22 protein-coding genes and 1 pseudogene are annotated in these 20813 nt (G+C 57.4%); 10 read left to right on the forward strand and 13 right to left on the reverse strand.

Annotation, left to right across the window (positions count from 1 at the left end):
- Window positions 1-306 (forward strand): annotated as a pseudogene (locus tag B5D61_RS26480) (PucR family transcriptional regulator ligand-binding domain-containing protein); the annotation flags it as partial.
- 586 nt (window positions 307-892) lie between these two features.
- Here the strand turns inward: B5D61_RS26480 and B5D61_RS22400 are convergent.
- Window positions 893-3607 (reverse strand): zinc-dependent metalloprotease, encoded by a 2715-nt coding sequence (locus B5D61_RS22400; protein WP_078815676.1) that lies wholly within the window; start codon window positions 3605-3607, stop codon window positions 893-895.
- Between the two features lie 84 nt (window positions 3608-3691).
- Entirely contained in the window at window positions 3692-4342 is a 651-nt protein-coding gene (locus B5D61_RS22405; protein ID WP_078815677.1) for a phosphoribosylanthranilate isomerase, read from the reverse strand.
- A 165-nt stretch (window positions 4343-4507) separates the two neighbouring features.
- Here B5D61_RS22405 and B5D61_RS22410 point away from each other — a divergent pair, with 165 nt between their 5' ends.
- From B5D61_RS22410 to B5D61_RS22425, 5 genes are all read left to right on the forward strand, one after another.
- Window positions 4508-5206: a MotA/TolQ/ExbB proton channel family protein gene (locus tag B5D61_RS22410; protein ID WP_078815678.1), complete on the forward strand. Its 699-nt coding sequence runs from the start codon at window positions 4508-4510 to the stop codon at window positions 5204-5206.
- A gap of 33 nt (window positions 5207-5239) precedes the next feature.
- Complete coding sequence (locus tag B5D61_RS22415; RefSeq protein WP_078815679.1) at window positions 5240-5656, forward strand: biopolymer transporter ExbD; 417 nt, start codon at window positions 5240-5242, stop codon at window positions 5654-5656.
- Window positions 5653-6390, forward strand: a complete 738-nt coding sequence (locus tag B5D61_RS22420; protein ID WP_139373431.1) for a hypothetical protein — start codon at window positions 5653-5655, stop codon at window positions 6388-6390. Before B5D61_RS22415 ends, B5D61_RS22420 begins: the two co-directional genes overlap by 4 nt.
- Window positions 6387-6629 (forward strand): hypothetical protein, encoded by a 243-nt coding sequence (locus B5D61_RS25890; RefSeq protein ID WP_139373432.1) that lies wholly within the window; start codon window positions 6387-6389, stop codon window positions 6627-6629. Before B5D61_RS22420 ends, B5D61_RS25890 begins: the two co-directional genes overlap by 4 nt.
- Window positions 6630-6690: 61 nt before the next feature.
- The gene (locus B5D61_RS22425; RefSeq protein WP_078815681.1) at window positions 6691-8064 is read left to right on the forward strand and encodes a glycoside hydrolase family 140 protein; all 1374 of its coding nucleotides are present in this window, start codon (window positions 6691-6693) and stop codon (window positions 8062-8064) included.
- A gap of 535 nt (window positions 8065-8599) precedes the next feature.
- Here B5D61_RS22425 and B5D61_RS22430 read toward each other — a convergent pair.
- The 9 genes from B5D61_RS22430 to B5D61_RS22465 form a co-directional block, all read right to left on the reverse strand.
- Window positions 8600-9724, reverse strand: a complete 1125-nt coding sequence (locus B5D61_RS22430) for a Gfo/Idh/MocA family protein (RefSeq protein WP_078815682.1) — start codon at window positions 9722-9724, stop codon at window positions 8600-8602.
- A 160-nt stretch (window positions 9725-9884) separates the two neighbouring features.
- The gene (locus B5D61_RS22435) at window positions 9885-10808 is read right to left on the reverse strand and encodes a CNNM domain-containing protein (protein ID WP_176159620.1); all 924 of its coding nucleotides are present in this window, start codon (window positions 10806-10808) and stop codon (window positions 9885-9887) included.
- 8 nt (window positions 10809-10816) lie between these two features.
- On the reverse strand, window positions 10817-12079 hold the full coding sequence (locus B5D61_RS22440) for a CNNM domain-containing protein (protein WP_078815684.1): 1263 nt from the start codon (window positions 12077-12079) through the stop codon (window positions 10817-10819).
- A 117-nt stretch (window positions 12080-12196) separates the two neighbouring features.
- Window positions 12197-12469: a hypothetical protein gene (locus tag B5D61_RS22445; RefSeq protein ID WP_078815685.1), complete on the reverse strand. Its 273-nt coding sequence runs from the start codon at window positions 12467-12469 to the stop codon at window positions 12197-12199.
- A gap of 11 nt (window positions 12470-12480) precedes the next feature.
- Window positions 12481-13452: a KpsF/GutQ family sugar-phosphate isomerase gene (locus B5D61_RS22450; RefSeq protein ID WP_078815686.1), complete on the reverse strand. Its 972-nt coding sequence runs from the start codon at window positions 13450-13452 to the stop codon at window positions 12481-12483.
- A 39-nt stretch (window positions 13453-13491) separates the two neighbouring features.
- Complete coding sequence (locus B5D61_RS22455) at window positions 13492-14427, reverse strand: peptidylprolyl isomerase (RefSeq protein WP_078815687.1); 936 nt, start codon at window positions 14425-14427, stop codon at window positions 13492-13494.
- A 40-nt stretch (window positions 14428-14467) separates the two neighbouring features.
- Window positions 14468-14785, reverse strand: coding sequence for a hypothetical protein (locus tag B5D61_RS25895; RefSeq protein ID WP_139373433.1), 318 nt, complete (start codon window positions 14783-14785; stop codon window positions 14468-14470).
- A 113-nt stretch (window positions 14786-14898) separates the two neighbouring features.
- Window positions 14899-15192, reverse strand: a complete 294-nt coding sequence (locus B5D61_RS27110) for a DUF3253 domain-containing protein (RefSeq protein ID WP_217699048.1) — start codon at window positions 15190-15192, stop codon at window positions 14899-14901.
- Window positions 15189-15794: a flavin reductase family protein gene (locus B5D61_RS22465; protein WP_176159621.1), complete on the reverse strand. Its 606-nt coding sequence runs from the start codon at window positions 15792-15794 to the stop codon at window positions 15189-15191. Before B5D61_RS22465 ends, B5D61_RS27110 begins: the two co-directional genes overlap by 4 nt.
- A gap of 128 nt (window positions 15795-15922) precedes the next feature.
- Here B5D61_RS22465 and aat point away from each other — a divergent pair, with 128 nt between their 5' ends.
- Entirely contained in the window at window positions 15923-16525 is a 603-nt protein-coding gene (gene aat / locus B5D61_RS22470; RefSeq protein ID WP_078815688.1) for a leucyl/phenylalanyl-tRNA--protein transferase, read from the forward strand.
- A 5-nt stretch (window positions 16526-16530) separates the two neighbouring features.
- Here the strand turns inward: aat and B5D61_RS22475 are convergent, their stop codons facing one another.
- Entirely contained in the window at window positions 16531-17022 is a 492-nt protein-coding gene (locus B5D61_RS22475) for a VOC family protein (RefSeq protein ID WP_078815689.1), read from the reverse strand.
- 182 nt (window positions 17023-17204) lie between these two features.
- Entirely contained in the window at window positions 17205-17945 is a 741-nt protein-coding gene (locus B5D61_RS22480; RefSeq protein ID WP_078815690.1) for a LamG domain-containing protein, read from the reverse strand.
- Window positions 17946-18081: 136 nt separating this feature from the next.
- On the opposite strand from B5D61_RS22480, the gene B5D61_RS22485 reads away from it, so the two are divergent.
- The 3 genes from B5D61_RS22485 to B5D61_RS22495 all read left to right on the forward strand — a co-directional run bounded on the left by B5D61_RS22485 (window position 18082) and on the right by B5D61_RS22495 (window position 20801).
- Complete coding sequence (locus tag B5D61_RS22485; RefSeq protein WP_078815729.1) at window positions 18082-19587, forward strand: CbiX/SirB N-terminal domain-containing protein; 1506 nt, start codon at window positions 18082-18084, stop codon at window positions 19585-19587.
- A 99-nt stretch (window positions 19588-19686) separates the two neighbouring features.
- Window positions 19687-20361: a DUF1573 domain-containing protein gene (locus B5D61_RS22490; protein WP_078815691.1), complete on the forward strand. Its 675-nt coding sequence runs from the start codon at window positions 19687-19689 to the stop codon at window positions 20359-20361.
- Window positions 20358-20801, forward strand: coding sequence for a rhodanese-like domain-containing protein (locus B5D61_RS22495; protein ID WP_078815692.1), 444 nt, complete (start codon window positions 20358-20360; stop codon window positions 20799-20801). Before B5D61_RS22490 ends, B5D61_RS22495 begins: the two co-directional genes overlap by 4 nt.
- Window positions 20802-20813: the final 12 nt, after the last annotated feature.

Genomic DNA, 20813 nt, shown 5'->3' on the forward strand with positions numbered 1-20813 from the left:
GATGAAAGCAGCTACGGGGCGGATCATCCAGAGGTGGCCCGTGACCTCAATAATCTGGCTTTGTTGCTGCAGGCGACGAACCAACTGGGGGAGGCGGAGCCGCTGATGCGGCGGATGGTGGTGATCTTTTTGAAGTTCTTTGCCAGCACGGGGCATCCGCATCCACATTGGGAGGCTGCGATAAGGAACTATGTCGCTCTGTTGCGGGAGATGGGGCGGACGGAGGAGGAGATTCCGGAGAAACTGCGGAAAGCAGCAGATGAGGCGGGGGGGAACTCAAGGAGTGAGGGCATTTTGCCCTCTTGAGGACGGCAGGATCGAGGCCATCGCGGGAGGGGGCGTTTCATGCCGGGGGAGGTCTGCGTGGGCGCGGCAGCGTCCTGGAGTGCGGTGGCAGAGAAGCCGGTGCTCCGGCTTCGGCGACACCGCTCGCGTGGGCTCTAGCGGCAGCCTCGGGCGGGGAGGTCTTGGTAAGCGGATGGAGCGGGCTCTGGAGACGGAGGGGTCGGGGGCGGATAGGCTCGCTCCGACACGAGCGGTGTCGTCGAGGCAAGTGTTGCTCTTGCCTCTTTGCCACCGCACTCCGGACGCTTCGCGCGGCCACTGGAGCGTAAGCGGCCCAAGTAGCGCGGTCAGGCTCTGACCGCTCGGGGGAGGGAAGGTGCGGGAATCGGTGGCGTTTCTGGATCCTGCAGCTGGGGCCCAGCTGCGCTACTTGGGGCTGTCGCGTGCCGTGGGCCGCGTCCTCGCGGAGCACCGTTCTCGGAGGTGGTTTGCGGGAGGAAGATGCCCTGGGGAAGTCAGAAATCGGGCGTGAGAACGGATCGCGGCGGGACGCCGCCGACGGCACGCGAGACGCGTGCGCTCCATGAGGGGAGGAGTCGAACCGACTTTACTCGTCCAGCCCACGCTTGATCTTATACTTCAGGAAAGCGGCGTGAGTGGGGGTGGCTTGGAGGGGGGCGGCATCGAGCTTCGCGCGGATGGTCTCGATCTGGCCAAAGGCGGTGGCCTGGGCGGCGGGAAGGTAGCTGCTGCTGTTCACGATGCGCAGCAGGCGATCCACATACTCGCTCTGGAGATCCTGACGCAGGCTGCCGGGGCCGGTGGCGGGGTCGCCCTCGAAGATGGCCTGAGTGAGGCTGCTCATGACTTGGCCCAGAGGCACTTCGTTACCATAGAGGGCGGTATCGAGAATGCGCTTTTGGGTTTCCACATGAGTGAGCTGATCCAGCAGGGACTTTTGGAGTTGGGCGATGCGGTCGTGGATCTTCGGGGCCTCGTCTTCCTTGAAGAAATCAAAGCCACGCCGCTGCTGCTGGAGATGGGCCACCAGATCGGCAGGGAGCACCCAGGCATCGGGGGCGAAGGCATATTTGGTTAGGGCGGCGAGGGCGGCTTCCTGGCGGGCTTTATCGACGGGTGTGTATGGTTTCACCTGTGGGGCTTGGCCCACGAAGCCGCGCTCGACATACACGCCCCCGATGTAGCGTGACATGGAGACGAGAGCATCGGCTGATTCACGGGTAAGGGTGACATAGGCCTGGGTGAGGTTGTGCCAGCTCTCGTTCGGGCGGGGTTGTTTGGTGAGGAGGGTGCTCAGTTTCTCCCGCACGAGTTCACAACGCTGGATGCCGTAGGTGACGGGGTCGGAACTCATGTCATAAATCATGGCGCGGGGATCGATGCCCTTACCGGCGCGGCGCATGTCGTCGGCATCGTTGGCAAAAGCGAGCTCGGGCTGATGCGACCGCGCAGCGATCTTTTGCAGGCGCTTCTGTTCCTCAAGGGGGTCCTCCAGAGACTCGCTATAACCATATTCAATGGCCCAATGATCATAGGGGCCGGGTTTGGTGATGTAGTATTCACCTTGAGGCACGCCCGTGGGGGCGATGTTGGCGGGCATGTAATCCATCACAGATCCGGTGAGGCCGGTCTTGGAGGTGATCTCCTTCTGATGGATGGTGACGGGATCGTAGAGCTGACTGGCGCGGAAGTTGTGGTTGAGGCCGAGGGTGTGGCCGACTTCATGGAGGATGAGTTTGGTCAATGCTTGACGGGTCAGTTCCTTCATCTCGACGTCAGAGGCGGCGCGCAAACGCAATGAGGTGTTGCCGAAGAGCAGGCCCTGCTGAGCAAACTTGGCATCGAAGCACAGCTGCGGATCTTTGCCGGGGAGGGAGAGGCTGGTGTCGTCTTCCTTGGAAGCGAGCCCGAGCTCTCCAAATAGGGACTGGCTGCGCAGGCGATTGGTTAGGAAGCTGAACTCCAGCATGATATCCGCACCGAGGATCTGGCCGGTGCGCGGATTGACAAAGCTGGGGCCATAACCACCGAAGGGGGGATTGGGCGAAGAGGTCCAGCGGAGCACGTTGTAGTTGATATCGCCTGCATCCCAGGTGGCGTTGTCGGGTTGCTGTTTGACGACGAGGGCGTCTTTGAAGCCGGCGGTTTCAAAGGCTTCGTTCCATTTGAGGGTGGCTTGGCGGATCAGGTCGCGCAACTCCAGGGGAGTGGTGTTTTCGATCCAAAAGACGATGGGCTGCACGGGTTCACTGAGCTTGGTGCCGGGCTTTTGTTTGACCAAGTTCCAGCGATGAATAACATCCCGATACGGGGTCGGTTCGATGCTGGTCATGTCGGTCACTTGGGTGGAGAAATAACCGATGCGGGGATCATCGAAGCGTGGTTTGAAGTCATTGTTAGGCAGGCGGATCAGGTGATGCTGAACACGGATGCTGATGTAGCGCGGGTCGGTGACTTCATCGGCTTTGATCTTGTCGTCATTGGCCCAGGTGGGGGTGGCGTTTTCATACACATACTCGACCACGATGGAGGCGTTGTCGGGATAGCTGTGGAGGTCTTGGATCTTGGTCTTGGTGTCGGAGAGCTTGCCTAGCACGGCCTTGCTGCCCTCAGGGCCACCGGGATATTTCACCATGAGCAGTGTTTCCTTGAGAAAGAGGCTGCTGGCGGAGATGAGGTAGCCATTGCTGTCTTCCGCCACGATGGCTTCGTTGGCGAGGATAGCATTCGTGGTGTTGGCGCTGGAGGCGCGGGAGAGCGCGTTTTGCGGGTCGAAGTAAAACGCGGTGTTGATGCCGATGAACTCGATGCGATCAAAGTTCCGGCCTAACTTAAAGATGCGTTCCTGACCATATTGACCGCGGTTGTGTCCGGCTTGAACCACGCCATCCACGGTCTGGCTGAAATGGATGTATTCAGGTCCGATCTGATCCTTGCGGATGAAGAGGTGCACGGTGCCTTTTTCGGGGTCTTGGAAGAAATCGAAGAGTCCTCGAATCTGCCGATGGCCCTTGATCACTTCAGCGACGGTCTTCTTTTTCGCCGGTGTGGTGGTCGCGGTCTTGGCAGGCTCATCGGCCTTCTTGTCAGGCACCTTCTCAGGCTCGGGTGCCTTGGTCGGCTCAGGTTTGGGTGCGGGGACTGGGTCCGGCTTAGGTGGATTGGGCACCGGTGGGGTGGGACCTGAGGGAGGCGGCTGCGGCTGAGGCGTCGGTTTCGGCTCGGGGGAAGGGGCTGGCTTGGGATCGGCTGCGAGGAGCAGACTGGTCAAACAGACGAGGGAGGTCAGGAGCAGACGCATGGTGGTTCTGGAGAAACGCAGCAGCCTGCGTTTCTCTTGGGTCCTGTTTAAAGGAAGTTCTGATTCATTCTTCCTTCTTGCAGATCAGCCCTGCTTGGCCTGGAGAATGAACTCTTCCACCAAGACGAGATCTTTGATCCCGGGAAAGGACTCCACTCCGCTGGCGACATCCACTGCGACTGGATGGGTGCGCCGGACGGCCTCATGCACATTTCCCGGTGTGAGTCCCCCAGAGAGGATGATTTTCTTCTGGGGGAAGCGTTGCTGGGCCAGCACGGCGAGCTCCCAGGGGAAGGTCTCTCCCGCTCCGCCGTAGAGGCCGGGGTTGTAGGCATCCAAGAGGATGGTTTCACAGGCGTAATCGCCGATTTGGTCCAGGGAATGCTCGTCTCGAACCTGCAGGGCTTTGATAACCTGGGCACCGGCGTCCATCAGGAACTGCACCTCTGCAGGGGACTCATCGCCGTGGAGTTGCAAGATGTGGACGAGATTCTCCTTCAGCAAGGTGTCCAGGAGAGCGGGCTCGGGATTCACCATCACTGCGACGAGGGTGGTGAGGTCTTTCACGGCAGGCAACCAAGTGGCGGCTTGCTCGACGGGGAGATAACGTTTGGACTTGGGCCAAAAATTGATCCCCAAAGCATCTGCCCCGAGGGCAATGATATCTCGGGCTTGCTGTTCTTGCGTAAGACCACAGATTTTAACGGCTGGGGAGATGGCGGAGTCAGGAAACATGCGACAAGGGAGCGGAAGAACGCGGTAAAGAACTTTCCAATGTAAAGAACCTGTTTACCATTCTCAGGTTTACAATCTCATTCAAGCGGCATAAAAGATGCTGATATTCAGGGAGAAGTGCATTTTGCGCGACCCCAGTGTCAGCACTGACACCTACGCATCGACATGACTGAACTGATTTCAAAAGGAGGACCTCTGGTGTGGCTATTGATGGCCTGCATGGGATTCTCCATTGCCATTTTCTTAGAGAGGCTCGCTTATTATCATCGGGTGAGCATGAATATTGGGGAGTTTTTAGCCGGATTGGCGGCTCTGATTCGGAAGCGCAATTTTGCAGAAGCCCTCCAGGAAGCTCTGGCCACCCGTGTGCCTGCGGGGCGCGTGATCCATGCGGCTTTGCTGCGGCATCACGCTCCGCGTGAGCAACTGAAAGAAATTGTGCAAGAAGCGGGCCAACTCGAAGTGCCCCGCCTGGAGCGCTACCTGGGCATTTTGAATGCCATCGCCCATGTGGGACCTTTGGTAGGCTTGCTGGGGACGATGATTGGTCTGCTGGACAGCTTTACCAATCTTTCCTCCGCCAATGGCGTGACTACGCCTGCGGAAGTGGCTCATGGGGTCTATCAAAGTCTCATCACCTCAGCTTTGGGTCTGGTGGTGGCTATCCCTGCTTATCTCTGCTATGCCTTCCTCACGGCACGGTCCCGTTCCATCATGCATGATCTGGAACGTGCTGGGGTGGAGATCGTGAACTTGATCGAGGATGCGAAGATGACCGACAACATCGTCGAATTCCGTCAGGCCGCCATGGATGAGAGTGGATCGGCCCCATCGAAAGGACGTTCTCGCGGCCAGCGTGCTTGAAGCCGACCACGGATAGGTCCATCATCCTGCCTGATGAAGCTTGAAAGCCATCTGCCGAGGCAAAGTCCCTGGCTCTATATCACGCCGCTGCTGAATGCTATTCTGCTGCTGCTGGTGTATTTCCTATTCAGCAGTGGTTTCGTCATTCAGTCAGGCATTACGGTGGAAAAACCCCGCTCCTCCAGCCGTCTGACAGGTTTTGACCGGGCTCACATCATCACACTGGCTCCAGGAAATGAGGTGCCCATGTACTTTGATGGCAGGCGGGTTTCGTTGGATGAACTGACCCAGAAACTGGTGGAAGGTCGCTCTGGTGAGCGGCGCGTGATCATTCATCACGACCGGCAGGCTCCCAGCGGGCGAGTGGTGGAAGTGATCAACCTGGCTCAGGAACTAGGTTACGAAGCCGCTATCTCGACGACCCCATCACCGCCTCCTCTGGCCCCATGAAGCCTGGCTCCCTACTGACCTTCGACTGGCAGGCGCAAGACCGGAGCTTTATTCGGATGGGATTGGCTATGATCGTGACGGTGGCTGCCTTTGTGGGAATGTTTATCATTTTTCGGGTGGTGACCCCAGAGTCGCGTCCGGTGGATGTGCGGCCCCAAAGAGTCGTCCTCCTCAATCCTAATGTGCCCGCAGAACGCGCCTTGATTCATCAGGCGATGGATCGCAGTTTTGGCATCATTCCCACTGAGGTGGCGGCGACGGCTCCCGTCAAAGGCCTGAAGACTCCTGATTTTGTGCCCAGCTATGCGCGTCGTGAGCTGAAGCTTCGGCCGCTTCCTTCGGACTTGGCGGCCAGCAATCATTCCCGCCCGTTCGCGCTGGAGGTGGATGTGCTGCCGCCTCTCCCTGAGCCGCCTTCTCGGGAGAGTGCGCCGAACGTAATGAGCCGATTGCAGGCGGTGGTGGATGGTGAACTCAAGACTCGTGCTCCGTTGGGGCGAGTGATTTCAGGCGTGCCTCTTGTCGATGCCACGCGTCCGCGTTTCCAAGTCGCCGTAGGGCCGCTCGGCCAGGTGTTGATGGCGCTGCCGTTGAATGTCGCGGAGGATTTGGAAATCCATCAGCAACTGCATGCGGCCGTGACCCAGATGCGTTTCGCTCCGGCTGCTCAGACCGAGTTGCAGTGGGGGCAGGTCAGCTTTGAGTGGGTGAAGGAGAAAGGGGGGAAACCATGATCGGTATCGGCCTCGCTCCCCTCGTGATGCTGGTGATGCTTATCGGTGTCACCACCATCTGTAGCCTGTGGTTCTATACCTTTTGGCATGAACAACGGCGCGAGACCAAACGCCGCCGTATCGCCGTGCTCTGTCGAATTTGCGGATGCACCTATGCCATTCAAAAAAAATCCCCTGCTATAACCGTATGTCCCTCCTGCGGTAGCCGAAACGAGCGAGGTGGGTTGCCTCCGATTTGAATCGCGATCGTAGCTGAACTATCGCTGGTCAAAGTGCTCACTCTTCTGATATGAGGGCGTGATGAATCGAATCATCGCTGGGTTATTCCTGCTCACCCTGTCAGCCGGAGCTACTTTGCCAGATCTACGCGTGGCGGCAGATCGCCGGCATCTCGAAACAGTGGAAGGTCAACCTTTCTTTTTGTTAGGGGATACGGCTTGGGAATTGTTTCATCGTCTCACCCGCGAGGAGACCCAGCTGTATTTGAAAAATCGTGCCGATAAAGGTTTTAACACGATCTTCGCTGTGGCCTTGGCTGAGTTCGAATTTGATCAGCCGAATGCCTACGGGGAGATGCCTTTGGAAAACAATGATCCCGCACACCCCCGAGATGCCTATTTTAAACATGTGGATTGGGTCGTGAACCAAGCGGCTGAATTGGGGCTTTATACCGCGCTACTCCCAACATGGGGAGATAAGTGGAATCAGAAGTGGGGAAAGGGGCCTGAGATTTTTACTCCGGCTAATGCGGAGGTTTACTGCGAGTGGTTGGCGAAACGATATCAAGACAAACCCATCATCTGGGTGCTCGGCGGAGATCGTCCGGTCGAGAATGAGGCACATGAGGCCATCATTCGAGCCATGGCGGCTGGTCTGAAACGGGGGGATGGTGGCAAGCACTTGATCTCCTACCATCCGAAAGGCGGGAGCAACTCTTCAGATTACTGGCCCGATGAATCTTGGTTAGACTTTCACATGTTTCAGAGCGGCCATGGGAAGCAGGCGACTGCCAACTATGACAAGAACGCGAAGAATCTCGCCTTACCCGCTTTGAAACCCACGTTGGATGGTGAGCCCTGCTATGAAGATCATCCCGTCCGCAGCCTCATGAAGGATGGCAAAGCCACGATTTGGTTTGATGACTACGATGTGCGTCGGGTCGCTTGGTGGAGTGTTCTCAGCGGGGCCTGTGGCCATGTCTATGGCACGCATAGCATCTGGCAGTTTCACGATTTGACCAAACGGAAGCAGCAGACGGATGCTAGGACTCCCTGGCCTGAAGCGATGGATCTACCTGGGGCACGTCAGATGGGCGTCATGAAGAAGTTTATCGAGACTTTGGACTGGACGAAGCTGCGTCGTGATGACGCCTTGATCATGCTCGAAGGCGAAGCTCTTAAGCCTGGCAACAAACCCATGGCTACGGTGGCCGTGGATGGCTCATTGGCGGTGGTTTATGTGCCCGCTTATCCCAACAACGCCATTTCCCTGCAGTTGAGTCGGTTGAAGATTCCTGGCTCCGAAGTGGACTTCCAAGCTTACTCTGCAGCAACCGGGGAACCCTCGGGCCTAACTAGGATTGAATCAGGCGATCTGCTTGTCATCAAACCTTTATCAGAGCCGGACGAGCAATCGGTTCAAGATTGGGTGCTGGTCATCAAGAAGAAGCCTTGATCGAGACAGCTTTGGATCTGGGGCTTGGAGTGAAGCCCCAGATTGTGGAAGCCTTATACCAACCTGATGAAATCATGAGTCAAAGTGGAGGGCAAGACCGAGTCCGCTCCTCACTCCAGCTGTTTCGCGGCGCAAAAGGTGAGGTGAGGAGGCGTGAGAGTCCTGTTTCTACCCTCTCATTTCATGTGGATATCAAACATCAGCGCGGCCAGAAGGGCCGCAGGATTCAGCCCAGGCCGCAAGGCCTGGGTTCGCCGAACACGGTTGATCAACCCTCGTCGCGCTCTGAAGGAGCGCGGGAACGGGTGGCATGTTTTCGCCTCTCGTTCCCTCTCCCGCGACCCTTCAGGCCGCGACCTTTGAGATGTCGGTCTCTTCCCACGCACCCAGGGCTTGCTTCGCTTCGCCCTGGGCTGAATCCGGCGGTCCTTTGGACCGCAAGGCCCTCTGATACCCGCCTAACGAAATAACGCCTCACATTCGTGGGGTGAGGAGTGGGCTGAAATGTTTTACCACTTTAAATTTCACTTTGGTATTAAAGGGTGAAGGCAGGTAGTTTGACTATCTTCCCCCCCGCCATGGCGGACTCATGGGCGCAGAGGCCCACACAGGTCCAGTTGGCGGATTGCTTGGCGTTCGGGAAGGGTGCACGATCTTCGACCAGGGCCATGGCAAATTCGTGGGCGAGATGGGGATGGCTACCGCCATGACCACTTCCCTGTGTGAAGCTGAGGTGAGTCTTCTTGGAGAGATCGTAAACACCTTGGGTCGTGAAGTCGCGAATGCTCTTGGGCAGGCGCTTGGCGTAATCTGGGGCCTTCACCAATTTCGGGATCTTGTGCTCGGGTAGTTTGGCCGTGTGCATGACCAGAGGTTCATGCTCGATGAGAGGCCATTCGATGGTGGCTTTATCACCATAAACATCGATGCTCTCACGATATTGACGGGCCGTATCGAACAAGCTGCGAATGACACGCGCGCTGAGATCGCTGTCCTTGAATTTCACATGAGCCGTTTCTACGGCAAACGGGGAGCCATAGTGCTTGATCAATTCCGGGCGGATGGTGCCTGATCCAAAGCAGCTCACGTATTCTGCGGGGGTGCCAGCAAGCGCTGCCACGGGGCCAACACAGTGGGTGGCATACCACATGGGAGGCAGACCCGGCCAGTAGTTGGGCCAGCCATCCATATCCTGCTGATGGCTGGATTGCAGGAACTGTAGCTTGCCGAGCTTGCCTTTCTCATACTGCTCCTTCATGAAAAGGAATTCACGGGCATACACCACGGTCTCCATCATCATGTATTTGAGCCCCGTTTTTTTGACGAGCTCACAGATTTTTTTGCAGTCCTCAATGGAGGTCGCCATGGGGACGGTGCAGGCGACATGTTTGCCAGCTTTCAAGGCTTCGATTGACATCCAGCCATGGTCAGGGATGGGGGAGTTGATGTGCACAGCATCGATCTTCGGGTCCTTGAGTAACTCCTGATAGTCTGCGTAACGGACATCGATGTCGAAGGCATCACCGATGGTCTTCAGCTTTTTCGGGTCACGCTGACAAATGGCATAACAAGTGGTATGGGGATGGCGCTGCCAGATGGGGATGAACTCCGCCCCGAATCCGAGGCCGACGACGGCGATGTTTAATTTCTTGGGTGGCATGGAGTGATGGAAATCGACCCGCTTATAACGGAGGCCATGCCGGACGTTAAAGGACAATTTTTAGGGTCAATCGGACACAGATCGAATCGTCAGATCATCTCTAGTTAACAATAAGCCTTGTCTACCGGATGGCCTTGGGAGGAAGTTCCTGAGGCGGCGGTCAGTCTTGAGCGCCCATCAAATGATGGAGCAGATCTTCCTCGCTCGCCAAGCCCACAGGTTCGTTCTGATCGTTTAAGACCAGCACCAGGGTGCGTGCTCGTTTACGCATGCGTTGAAGCGTCTGGAGGGCGCTATCTTGCAGGTGCACAGCATCCAGGGTGCGCATGTGATGGCGCACGAGGCGGTCCGGTGGTGGGTGAGGTGGGAGGGCGGCGAGGTCCAGCACTCCGACAAATTGCCCTTGGTCACCGATCACCGGCAGGGTAGTGGCACCGTGCTCGCGAGCCATGATGAAAGCGGTCTTCAGCGGCAGATCGCCGGAGAGAGCGACACTGCGGGTGAGTGGACGCATGACGGCTCCTGTGCGCAGCCGACGGTATTCCAAGGTGCGTTTGATCAAACGAGCGGCCCCGGAACTGAGCTGACCCTGCTTGCTCAAGACATCGGCCTGATGATAGAGATCATCTCGCCCCAGGGCTTCATCTGGAACACTGGTGGCTTCCGTGGGCGTGGCAGCCAGACTGCGGAACAGGGGGCGTGCTAAGCCCACACAGAGGACGAGCGGCGTCAGGGTGCGCAGACTGCGGAAAGGGTAACGACGAAAGAGTTTCTTGGGTAGTACTTCCAGGCCTAACAAGAAGATGGGAAGAGCTAGGAGAAACGCGATGAAATAACCCCACGGTCCGGAGATGCGGACCAGCTTCCAGGCGATGATGAGAAAGGCCGCCAGGTTGGTGACATGATTGGTGACGGTGATAGCCCCCAGGAGCGCATCCCGATCTTCCACGAGTGGTAGCAGACGGGCGGCTCGGCGGTCTCCGGCTCCTGCGGCGTGGCGCACACGCACACGGCTGACGGAGATGACGGCGCTCTCCAAGCCTGATAGAGCGAAGGAGAGGCTCAGAGCAATGATCAACAGCATGAACCAAGTCATGATTCCAGTGCCTCCACCAAGGTGGGTTTTTTCAGGCGTAACTCCACCTGGAGGATACGCGCACGCACAACACGGCGCACTTTGAGATCCGCTTCATCCAGGTGCACTCGTTCTCCTGGCTTGGGTTGATGACCGAGCAAATTGAAAACCAGTCCGCCGATGGTATCGAGGCCACCGCTGGCGGGCAGGGCGATTTGAAGTTCCTCAGCCACGTCGTCCAGGCGGGTACCGCCTTCCAACAAATAACGGCCATTTCCTAAATCACGAATCTCAGCGCCTTCTCCCTGCCAGGGAGCGGCTTCATAGAGGAGCCAGTCGGCGATTTCATCCTGACCGATCATGCCTTCCAAGCCGCCGTATTCATCCACGATGAGAACGGGCTGAGGAGAGCTTTGCAGGTGCTCATCCAAGACATCAAGAACGGGCATCGTTTCAGGAACGAAGGCGACAGGCCTCAGCATGTTGGCCCAGGCCGGACGCCCAGCCAGCCGCCACGCCACCGTATCGATGATGCCTTCCACCACATCGGGGTTTTCACCATACACCACGACGTAGCGCTCCGCAGATTGTTCGAGAACGGCGGCATTTTTCTCCGGCTTCTCAAAGGCGCTCATGAGTGTGAGATCGACACGTGGCACCATGCAGTCACGCACGGTAAGGCGTTCGATCTCCAGAGCTTCACGAATCATCGAGGCCTCCGCAGAGTCGAGCAGTCCTTGCTCCTCACGCATTTCCACCAGAGTTTCAAACTCATCTAAGGTGATGGGAAGACGCGTTTTCACGCGTTGAGGCACGATGCGCCTGATCAGGGCTTCGGTCGAGCGATCCGCCAGAGTCGAGATGGGATCCAGGACACTCCGCAGAGGATTGAGCATGCGCAGGCTGCCCAACAAGACGGCAGAGGGTGAACGCGCTGCCAAAAACTTTGGCATCATGTCCCCAATGAGCACCGTGCCGATGAAGAGGAGGCTGGCGGCGATCCAGGGATTCCAACCGAAGGTGACCATCGGGCCTGATACCAAATGCAAACCGAGCGCTGCGAGAGCGAGGTTAAGCGTGGCCGAGAGTAACAGGGTGCGGTGCAACTGGACGAAGGGATTCGCTACAATCCTACGCAGCTTCCGTGCCACGCCTTCACGTGCTCTATCCGCCTGAAGCTCGAGATCACGCGCCATATGGATGGCCGTCTCAGTGGCGGAAATGATCGCCAGTAGAGAGAGCAATGCCAAATAGGCGATGACTGAGAAGATAAAAGACACGGCTGAAAAAGAGACTTTCTAAAGCGTGGCGGATGGGGTCAAGCCCTATTGAAGGCAACATAGGCCTTTTACCATGCCCCGCTTCACTCATTCCTAAGAAGAGCCGTAAGCAGGTATTCAGTAGGTGAAGAGGTCTTTGACACGGTGGTTAGAAGCCTCGGCTTCCGGTGCCTTCTGGCGCAAGGCTTTATTCAACGCTTCGGTAATCCGGCGCTTCATGTGCGGGGTGAGCCTGCGGCCTTTGCGTGCTCGTTGAACCGCTTTGTGAGTGAGCGGTTCGGCACAGGATTGGACGATATCATGATTATCCAGGCCGGCAGCAGTCATCAGGGCATCCAGAGGCTGGAGGCCGAGATCACGCACGATAGGTGTTTCTTCAGTGTCTGTCATTGCATTGTTGGTTAGACGAGGCGGAGCCGGGTCAAGTCTTGTGTATCGACGAGACCGACGGGTCGGCCTTCGGAATCGATCACCACGACGTCGTCCACCCGGTTCTTTTGAAGGGTGGAGAGCACTTCGGCCGCCAGTTTATCCGCCTGGATGCTGACTGGGCGCGGGGTCATGTGATCCGCCACAGGGTGGGGCGCAATGGTGTGATCTTTCTGAAAGGCGCGCACGAAGTCGCCATGGGTAAACACCCCTGCGAGACTGCCGTCAGGATAACGGACGATGGCGGCACCGCTTCGTGCCTGGGTCATCGCTTGCAGGGCGTCCTGCACCGTGGTGCTAGGAGTGACGATCGCCACCTGATCCCCGTGCCGCATCACATCGGCCACGCGGGTGAGGAGGGCTCGTCCGAGCGATCCGCCGGGGTGTAGGCGGGCGAAGTCTTCTTGTTTAAAACCGCGTGCTTCCAGCAGGACCATAGCCAGGGCATCACAGAGTACGAGCATGGTGGTGGTGCTGGCGGTGGGGGCCAGATTCAGCGGACAGGCTTCCTGGGTGACGGCGACGTCTAAGACGCAGTGAGCTGTGCGTGCGAGCGTGGATGAGGCACCGCCAGTGATGGCGATCATGGGCAGGTCCAGGCGCTTGAGGTGAGGCAGAATGCCGAGCAACTCAGAGGTTTCACCGCTGTAGCTCAGTAAGATAGCGAGGTCACCCGGAGCGATCACACCTAGATCTCCGTGCAGAGCATCGCCCACATCCAGGCAAACGGTGGTGGCCCCGGTGCTGTTAAGGGTGGCGGTGAGTTTCCGGCCGATGTTGCCACTTTTGCCGACGCCGCAGACGATGATCTTGCCTCGGGTGGCAAGGCAGTCTTGCAGCATCTGTATGGCTTGGGAAAAAGCCTCGCCGATGCGTTCATGCAGCCGTTCCAGTTCCTCGATTTCGAGGCGGATGACACGGCGTGCTAGGTCAGGGTAATTCATGTCAGGAGCCACGGTTTCAAAGAAAACGTGGCAGCAGGGCTACCAGACGCGTTCCAGAAAGCGTTCGACAAATCCCTTGGCGGCAGTGGGCTTGGAATACTTGCGGCCATCGGAGTTGGTGCGCTGCTCACTCGCATAGAGCGGGCCTTTGTGATCAATGACCTTGAGGGATTTGATCTCAATGCGAGCGATGGGGCAATCGTTGCTGTCCACGGGCATTTTGGCAACCTTCTCCAAGGTCTCAATGCCCGACACCACTTGACCGAAGACGGTGTATTTGCCGTCCATCGAGCCGTAGTTGCCCAGAGAGAAGTAGAATTGATACCCGTTGGATTTACGGCCTGGATTGACCTTGTCACTGCGGCGTCCCATGGCAACGGAGCCTTTGCGATGAGCGCGTTTGATCTCGGCTGGGATGGTCTTCGATTCACCTCCCGTGCCCCAGCGATCACGCGCACCTTCGTCAGCCGTCAGCGGATCGCCTGTCTGCACCAAGAAGTTTTCAATGGCCCGGTGAAAGGCAAGGCCGTTGTAGGAGCCGGTCTCACAGTTGTCCATGAAGTTGGAGACGGTCATGGGGGCGTCGTTAGGGTAGAGCTCAAACATCACGGTTTCCACCGCTCCGCCAAAGCTCACTTCCATCACGGCCAGTTTCCGCTCAGAGTCTTTGGGCCAGCTAGCGGGGTCCTCCATCTTCGGAGTGGCAAAGGTGGTCTTGCGATCTGTCGTGATCACCACAGGGCCGTTGGTCACTGGTGTGGCTGGGGCCGCATTGGTGGCATTACCTTTTTCGGCGGCTTCAAACAGCTCACGCTGCGCTTGCTCAGCGGCTTTATCGAGGGCCTGAATGGGCTCTGCAGATAAAATGGGAGCAGTGGGCATGCCTGGAGTCGGCAGAGTGGGAGCAATCTCCTGGGCGGTCAGATTATTGAGACCCAGAACGAGCAGGAAAAAAGGAAGGATGAAGGGCTTCACGGCGGGGAAAACGAGAAGAAAAGCTCGGGCAGATCATTCACTAGCGCAGGCTATTGACCGTCGCTGGGTCGAGCTGCGGTGTCGGAGTCGCGGGGGGTGCGGTATTCAGCGTCTCCCGTGCAGGGGCGGATGCTGAAGCGGCTGGGCTTGCAGGCATGCTGTAGTTCGAACTCGGAGCGGAATACTGATAGGTGCGCTTCGGTGCACCGCGAGATCTACGAGGCTGGAGTCCCCATTGCGTATCCAGTCGGTCGAGTTCCGAGACCGTTGGGTTCACCGCATCCACCCGGCCGGTGCTTTCGCAGGAGGCGAGAGTCAGCACGGCGCAGGCGGCGATAAGGAGATGCGAAAGACTCATGAATAGAAAATAAAAAGGTTTAGACTCCTGATTCTAGGCACGTCGCCACCTACAAGCAACCTTGAATCGGGCTCTGTCAGTCGGGAGTCTGGAATCTTGACAGGGGTGCCCCCTCAGTGTGTTGGCGGAGGGCTGCTTAGGCGGATGGCACCGCGCGTGTCTTCAAGACGTACCTCTTGGCCTTTTTGCGTGATGCAGATTTTCCTCTCCCTCTGAAGCTTACCTGCTTCCTGCCGCACGACCTCCATCCAACCGCGCCATCCCTGTGGAAAGAGATGGCGGGCGACCTCCGAGGGGCAGATGCTTTTCCCGGCACCGCGAGTCTGGACCATTCCCAGGATCGTTTCCGCAATGAGTTTCCGGTCAGGTAACTGATCGGGAGGCTCCAGTCGGGGCTCTGTTTTCACTGTGGACGTTTCATTTCAAACAGATCCTGGGTCTTACAATACCAGTTAGGAGACTGCATGCGCCCGATGGGGTGATACTCGCCGGGTTGGATCAGCCATGTGTCGGGGTCAAAAATACCTTCCCGCACATGCACGCGCAGCACTTCGCCGATGATCAAACGATTGTCGCCGATCTCAATAATGCTATGGCTGCGACATTCTAGACTGGCCGGAGCTTCTGCGATTCGTGGAGGCTTAACGACACTGGAAGGGGTCGCTGTCAGGCCCGCGTGGAGCAATTCATTCTCGCCGGGCGGGAGGCTGGCAGCGCAGAGGTTCATGCCTTGCATGATGGATTCATCCACCAGATTCACGACGAACTCTTGGGTCAGGCGGATGTTGCGGGCGGTGTCCTTCGGCTCACCGGAGGCGCGATCTCCGGGGCAGATGCAGACGATGGGCGGGCTGTCTCCGAGCACGTTGAAGAAGCTGAAGGGAGCGGCATTGACGCGGCCTTCCAAGTCCACCGTGGTGGTGAGTGCGATGGGGCGAGGGGTGACGAGCCCCGCTAAAATGCGATAGGCATCTTCACGATGGGGGCCAGTAAGGTCGAGTTCGATCATAGGCGTAAAAACAAACGTTTCGAAGACCTGCGGCGGAACGCAAATCCTGTGCAGAAGCGAGGAAAGCCTGTGGACGCGTTTGCAAACGGCTCCGCTTCTTTTATTCCTATCGCATTCCAAATCAATCGATGCTCGATCCTGTCCAACTCCTCAGCGCCTACTGCGAAGGGGCCTTTCCTATGGGAGATGAGGATGGACGCATCTCTTGGTTTCGTCCGCCGTATCGGGGCATTTTACCCATTGAGGATTTTCATTTGCCGCGGCGGTTTGAGCGTTACCTGCCCAGCCACCCCTTTGAAATCCGGTGGAACACCGCCTTTGGGGATGTAATGCGTGGCTGTGCCGACCGAGAAAGCACCTGGATCACCGATACGATCTTGGACAGTTATCAGGAACTGCATCGGTTAGGCTTCGGACACTGTGTGGAGACTTGGCGGCAAGGGAAGCTCGTCGGGGGCGTCTATGGCATCGCGATTGGAGGTGCTTTTTTTGGCGAAAGCATGTTCAGCCGGGAAACGCAGGCCTCGAAGGTCGCTCTAACCCACCTGCAATGGCGGCTGAAAGAGCGGGGGTTCATCGTCCATGATACCCAATGGACCACACCTCACCTCGCTATGTTTGGCGGTCACGAGATTCCCTGTGCTGAGTATCTGGACCTCTTGCATCGAGCCATCCGCCTGCCCGCGACGTTTGATGATCGCTTTCAGCGGGCGCAGATCGTGGTGAGGTGATGCTCTCACCCTTCAGCCGCTTTCTCGATGTCGGCGAGCACGATCTTTTTCATGGCGAGCATGGCCTTGATGACCCGCCGCGCCTTGTCTCGGTCGGGATCCAGGGTGAGTTCGACGAGGCGCTTGGGGAAGACCTGCCACGAGACTCCGTATTTGTCTTTCACCCATCCACATTGCTGAGCTTCAGCGGGGCCGCCTTCAGCGAGACGATTCCAATAGTAGTCAATCTCTTCCTGGGTATCGCAAGGAATCTGGAAGGAGATGGCCTCATTGAAGGTAAAATGAGGTCCTCCGTTGAGGGCGGTGAACGTCTGGCCATTCAACTCAAAAGCGATGGTCATGACGGTGTCGGCCTTGTGACCATGCTCCTCGGTCCCGGCATCGGTGTAGTAAGTGGTGTCGGTGATTTTGGCATTTTCAAAAATGCTCAGGTAGAAGGCGACAGCCTCTTCGGCTTGATCATTGAACCAGAGGCATGGGGTGATGGTGGTATTCATGGCAGATGAATGGGGTGTCATGGACTCGACGAACGGATGCGGCGTGATCGGACACCCCCAGACGAATTTTTTTCGGGGCGACGATCCGTCGGCAGGGGGACTGAATACAAAAAAGGACTTCCGGGTCGCGGAAGTCCTTTGGCTTGAGGAACCATGAGTGGGTCTCGTGTGGAAGTAGAAAGCTACTTCGCAGGCGCAGCATTCCAGACTTTCACGTCGTCAAAGAAACCGTCTTTGCCTGCCACACCGAGTTCGATTTTGGACTTGGTTTCGTGGGCAATGCCGGAAGATTTGAGATAAGCCGCTGGTTTGCCGTCGATGGTGACACGCATCTCATCACCCACGGTTTCCACGACTAGGTCATACCACTTGCCGGTTTCCAGCTTTGCAGGATAGGTCACTTGGCGGCCTTTCAGCAGTTTGTTGACCTCGTCCTTTTTGGTGGGGTCATTGCGCATCTCGCGGATGTCGTTGCGCATGTTGCCATCGCGTTCATCAATGATGGTGACACCGTTCAAACGCACCTGGGCACGGCAAAGGTGGCCGTAGTGCGCTCCTGTGTATTTGCGATCATCGAACTCGACGTCGATCATGCTGGCGCCTTCGAAGCGGATCTTGCACTCCACCACGCTATCTTTGGAGGGGATCTCCAGGCCGTGAACGGCAGCGTGGGCTTTGACCTCCGGTTTGCCATTGGCGGCGGGGATGGTCACATCACGGGTTTGAGTGCCTTTGAGGGCCCCTTCCTCCACCGTGAAGGTAGGCACGACCTTGTGCCAAGGCATGGCGAGCTCACTTTTTTGAAAATCATCGGAAAACAGCAGATCTTTTTTCTCGGCAATGGACTTGGCGGGGACTCGGGGCAGGTCCGCAGCCTGGAGGCTGGCGGCGGCCAAAAGGGGGAGAATGAGCAGGGGACGCATGAAGGTTGGGGACGGTTTGAGGTGATTGGCACGCCATGATGGAGGCGGTCCAGATGCATCAACGCCAAGTGAGGATGAGTTTTTGCTGTGAGTTCGGCATGTCTATGCTTTGAGTGGAGGCGTATTCCTCTCCGCTTTGAACGATTACTCCCACGCCGCCCTCATCCTCGTCGGTCACGGTTCGACGCTGAATCCTGACTCCAGCGCTCCCACGCATCTGCATGCGGACACCATCCGCCAGCGCGGGATTTTCCGTGAAGTGGTTTGCTGTTTCTGGAAGGAAGAGCCTTCCATGCGGGAGGTGTTTGAGTCTGTTGATAGTGACGTGATCTACATCGTGCCCAACTTCATCAGTGAGGGGTATTTCTGTCAGCAGGTGCTGCCTCGGGAACTCCGCCTGGACGGCCCGGTGACGAAGCGAGATGGACGCACGATCTATTACTGTGACCCCGTGGGGATCCACCCCAATATGACCCGCCTCCTCCTCCAGCGTGCGGATGAAGTGGCTCCTGGGGTGCCAAGGGAAGAGACCAGCCTGATCATTGTCGGCCATGGCACGAACCTGAATGACAACTCCACGAAGGCGATTCAAGATCAGGTGCAGTTGATTCGCCAGGGGTATGACTTTGCGGAGGTGATGGATGCTTACATGGAGGAGGCTCCTTTGGTGTCGGATTGGTACCAGATGACCAAGGCCCCGAATGTCGTGGTGGTGCCGTTTTTCATCGCGGATGGTTTACACAGCTTCCAGGACATCCCCGTCTTGTTAGGCATGGAGGAGGAGCCCGGCCAGGCCCTGAGCCAGATGGATGTTTTCCGGCACAACCCCATCCCGCTGCATGGGCGCAATCTCTATTACAGCAGCGCCATCGGCACGGAGCCTTTGATGGCGGACGTGATCCTCGATCAAGTTCATGACTTCGATGCTCGGCACGGGATTGCCCACACCGCCGCCTCCGCTCCCGAGGATTCTTTGAAGGCGGCTCTGGAACAGTGGTTGCGAGCGGGGCGAAACATCATCGGTCAGGTGCACATCAGCACGGCGGAGACAGGTTATGAGCTCCGGCATCTTGGAGATGCCGAGGTGCGTGAGAACGGTTTGAAGCTCTACACCGAACCCGCAGGCGCTCGTGAAATCGCTCGTTATGACGCGCAGGGGCAGTTTCGCCCCATTAAGACCGCTCCCACTTTGATTCAGGGGTGGCTATTGAAGGTTAGGGACGTGGCGGAGCTACTCCTGGCTTTGGAGTTCTTTTACCCCGCTGCGGTCGGCATGTTGTTGGCTCAGGAAGAGGGGAAGTTGAAGCCCGTGCCGCTGCGTCATTTGTTAGGTCGGCAGACCGGGATGTATCGTTTTGCCAATGGCATCACCGATGCTCAGGCTTGCGAGATGGTTGGGAATTTCTGCCAGACCGCCACTGGCTGTCTGCGCCGCATCACCTGGACGCTGGATGACACCCAGCCCATGACGGGACTGGCTGCCGCTAAGCTCGGTCCGGAAGCCGGTCAGGTGCCGGGAGTGGCACCTGAGAAGTGCATGTCTCTGCTTTGCATGGAGGCCTGCAACCACATTGTTTCCTTGGCACGCAAGAAATCCCGAGAAAACAATGAAGCCAAGAGCCAAACGGTGGTGAGTGCCTGATGAGGAAGCGATTTTCTCGCTGAAAGCCTGGATACTGATCTTCGTTCCTGGCGTATCTTGTCCGATTGACTGACCTGCGGGCCAAGGCCAGATTTTCTTATGAAAGTGCACATTCCAGTTCTCCTCGGCTGTTTCCTCCCTCTCCTGGCTATGGGGGAGTTGGCCACGGAGGTTCCGGTGATTGAACTGAAACCGAAACCGGAGGATACCTCGGTGAGCACAACCTTTGTCTTTCATAACAAGGGCAGTAAGCCGGTGAAGATTCTTGGCATCGAGAGTGCCTGCAGTTGCCTGAGTGCCACGCTGGACAAGGCAGTCTATGCGCCCGGGGAGAAAGGCACGGGTAAGGCTGAATTCCAGGTGTCCAGCTTTGTGGGTCGGCATGAGAAGTCCGTGCATGTGCAGACGGATGATCCTGAGCAGCCCGAGTGGGTGGTGTCCTTCGCCCTGGAGGTGCCGGAGGTCATCAAGATCGAACCAAAAACCTTGCAATGGTGGTTGGGAGATGAGGCGGTGGCCAAGACCACGAAAGTGACGATGACGGGAGATCAACCCATGGTCATCAAGGGCATTACCTCCACCCGACAGAATGTGGAGTTTAGCTGGAAAGAAATCAGCCCGGGCCGGGAATACGAAGTCACCGTGAAACCTACGAACACCACGGAAGTGATGCTGGGAGCTTTGAAGATCGAGACCGATAGCCAGATTCCCAAATATCAGCGGCAGATGGCCTTTTTCTCCGTCTATCGGAAGCCTTCCACTTTGCAGCCATGATCCTTCGAGGTGCGGTCGTTCAAGCTGTGATCTTGCTCGCCTTGGCGGCAGTCGCTGCCGCAGTGACGTATTGCTTTCACCCCCGCGCTCCGGCTTTGTATCTAAGTCAGGTGCCCTTGCGTGAAGATGAGATCAATCTGGCCCAGATTCAGGAACGCTGGCAGGGGAGGGTGATTTGGCTGGATGCGCGGCCTGCGGATGTCTTCGCGCAAAGCCATATTCCTGGGGCTCATTTGCTCAATGAACAGAACTTCAATGAGCAATTACTGGAGATCATGGACATTCTCCAGACGGCCGATAAACCTGTTGTCATCTACTGTGGTGGAGAGAAGTGCGAAGCTAGTCGGACGATCCGGCAGAAGCTTCTGGAACTGATCGTAGTCGAGAACTGCTACGTGCTTCAAGGTGGCTGGCCTGCCTGGAAAGCTGCTCAGCCTTAGCCTTTCGATCTC

Source organism: Prosthecobacter debontii, from assembly GCF_900167535.1.
GTDB classification, from domain to species: Bacteria; Verrucomicrobiota; Verrucomicrobiia; order Verrucomicrobiales; family Verrucomicrobiaceae; genus Prosthecobacter; species Prosthecobacter debontii.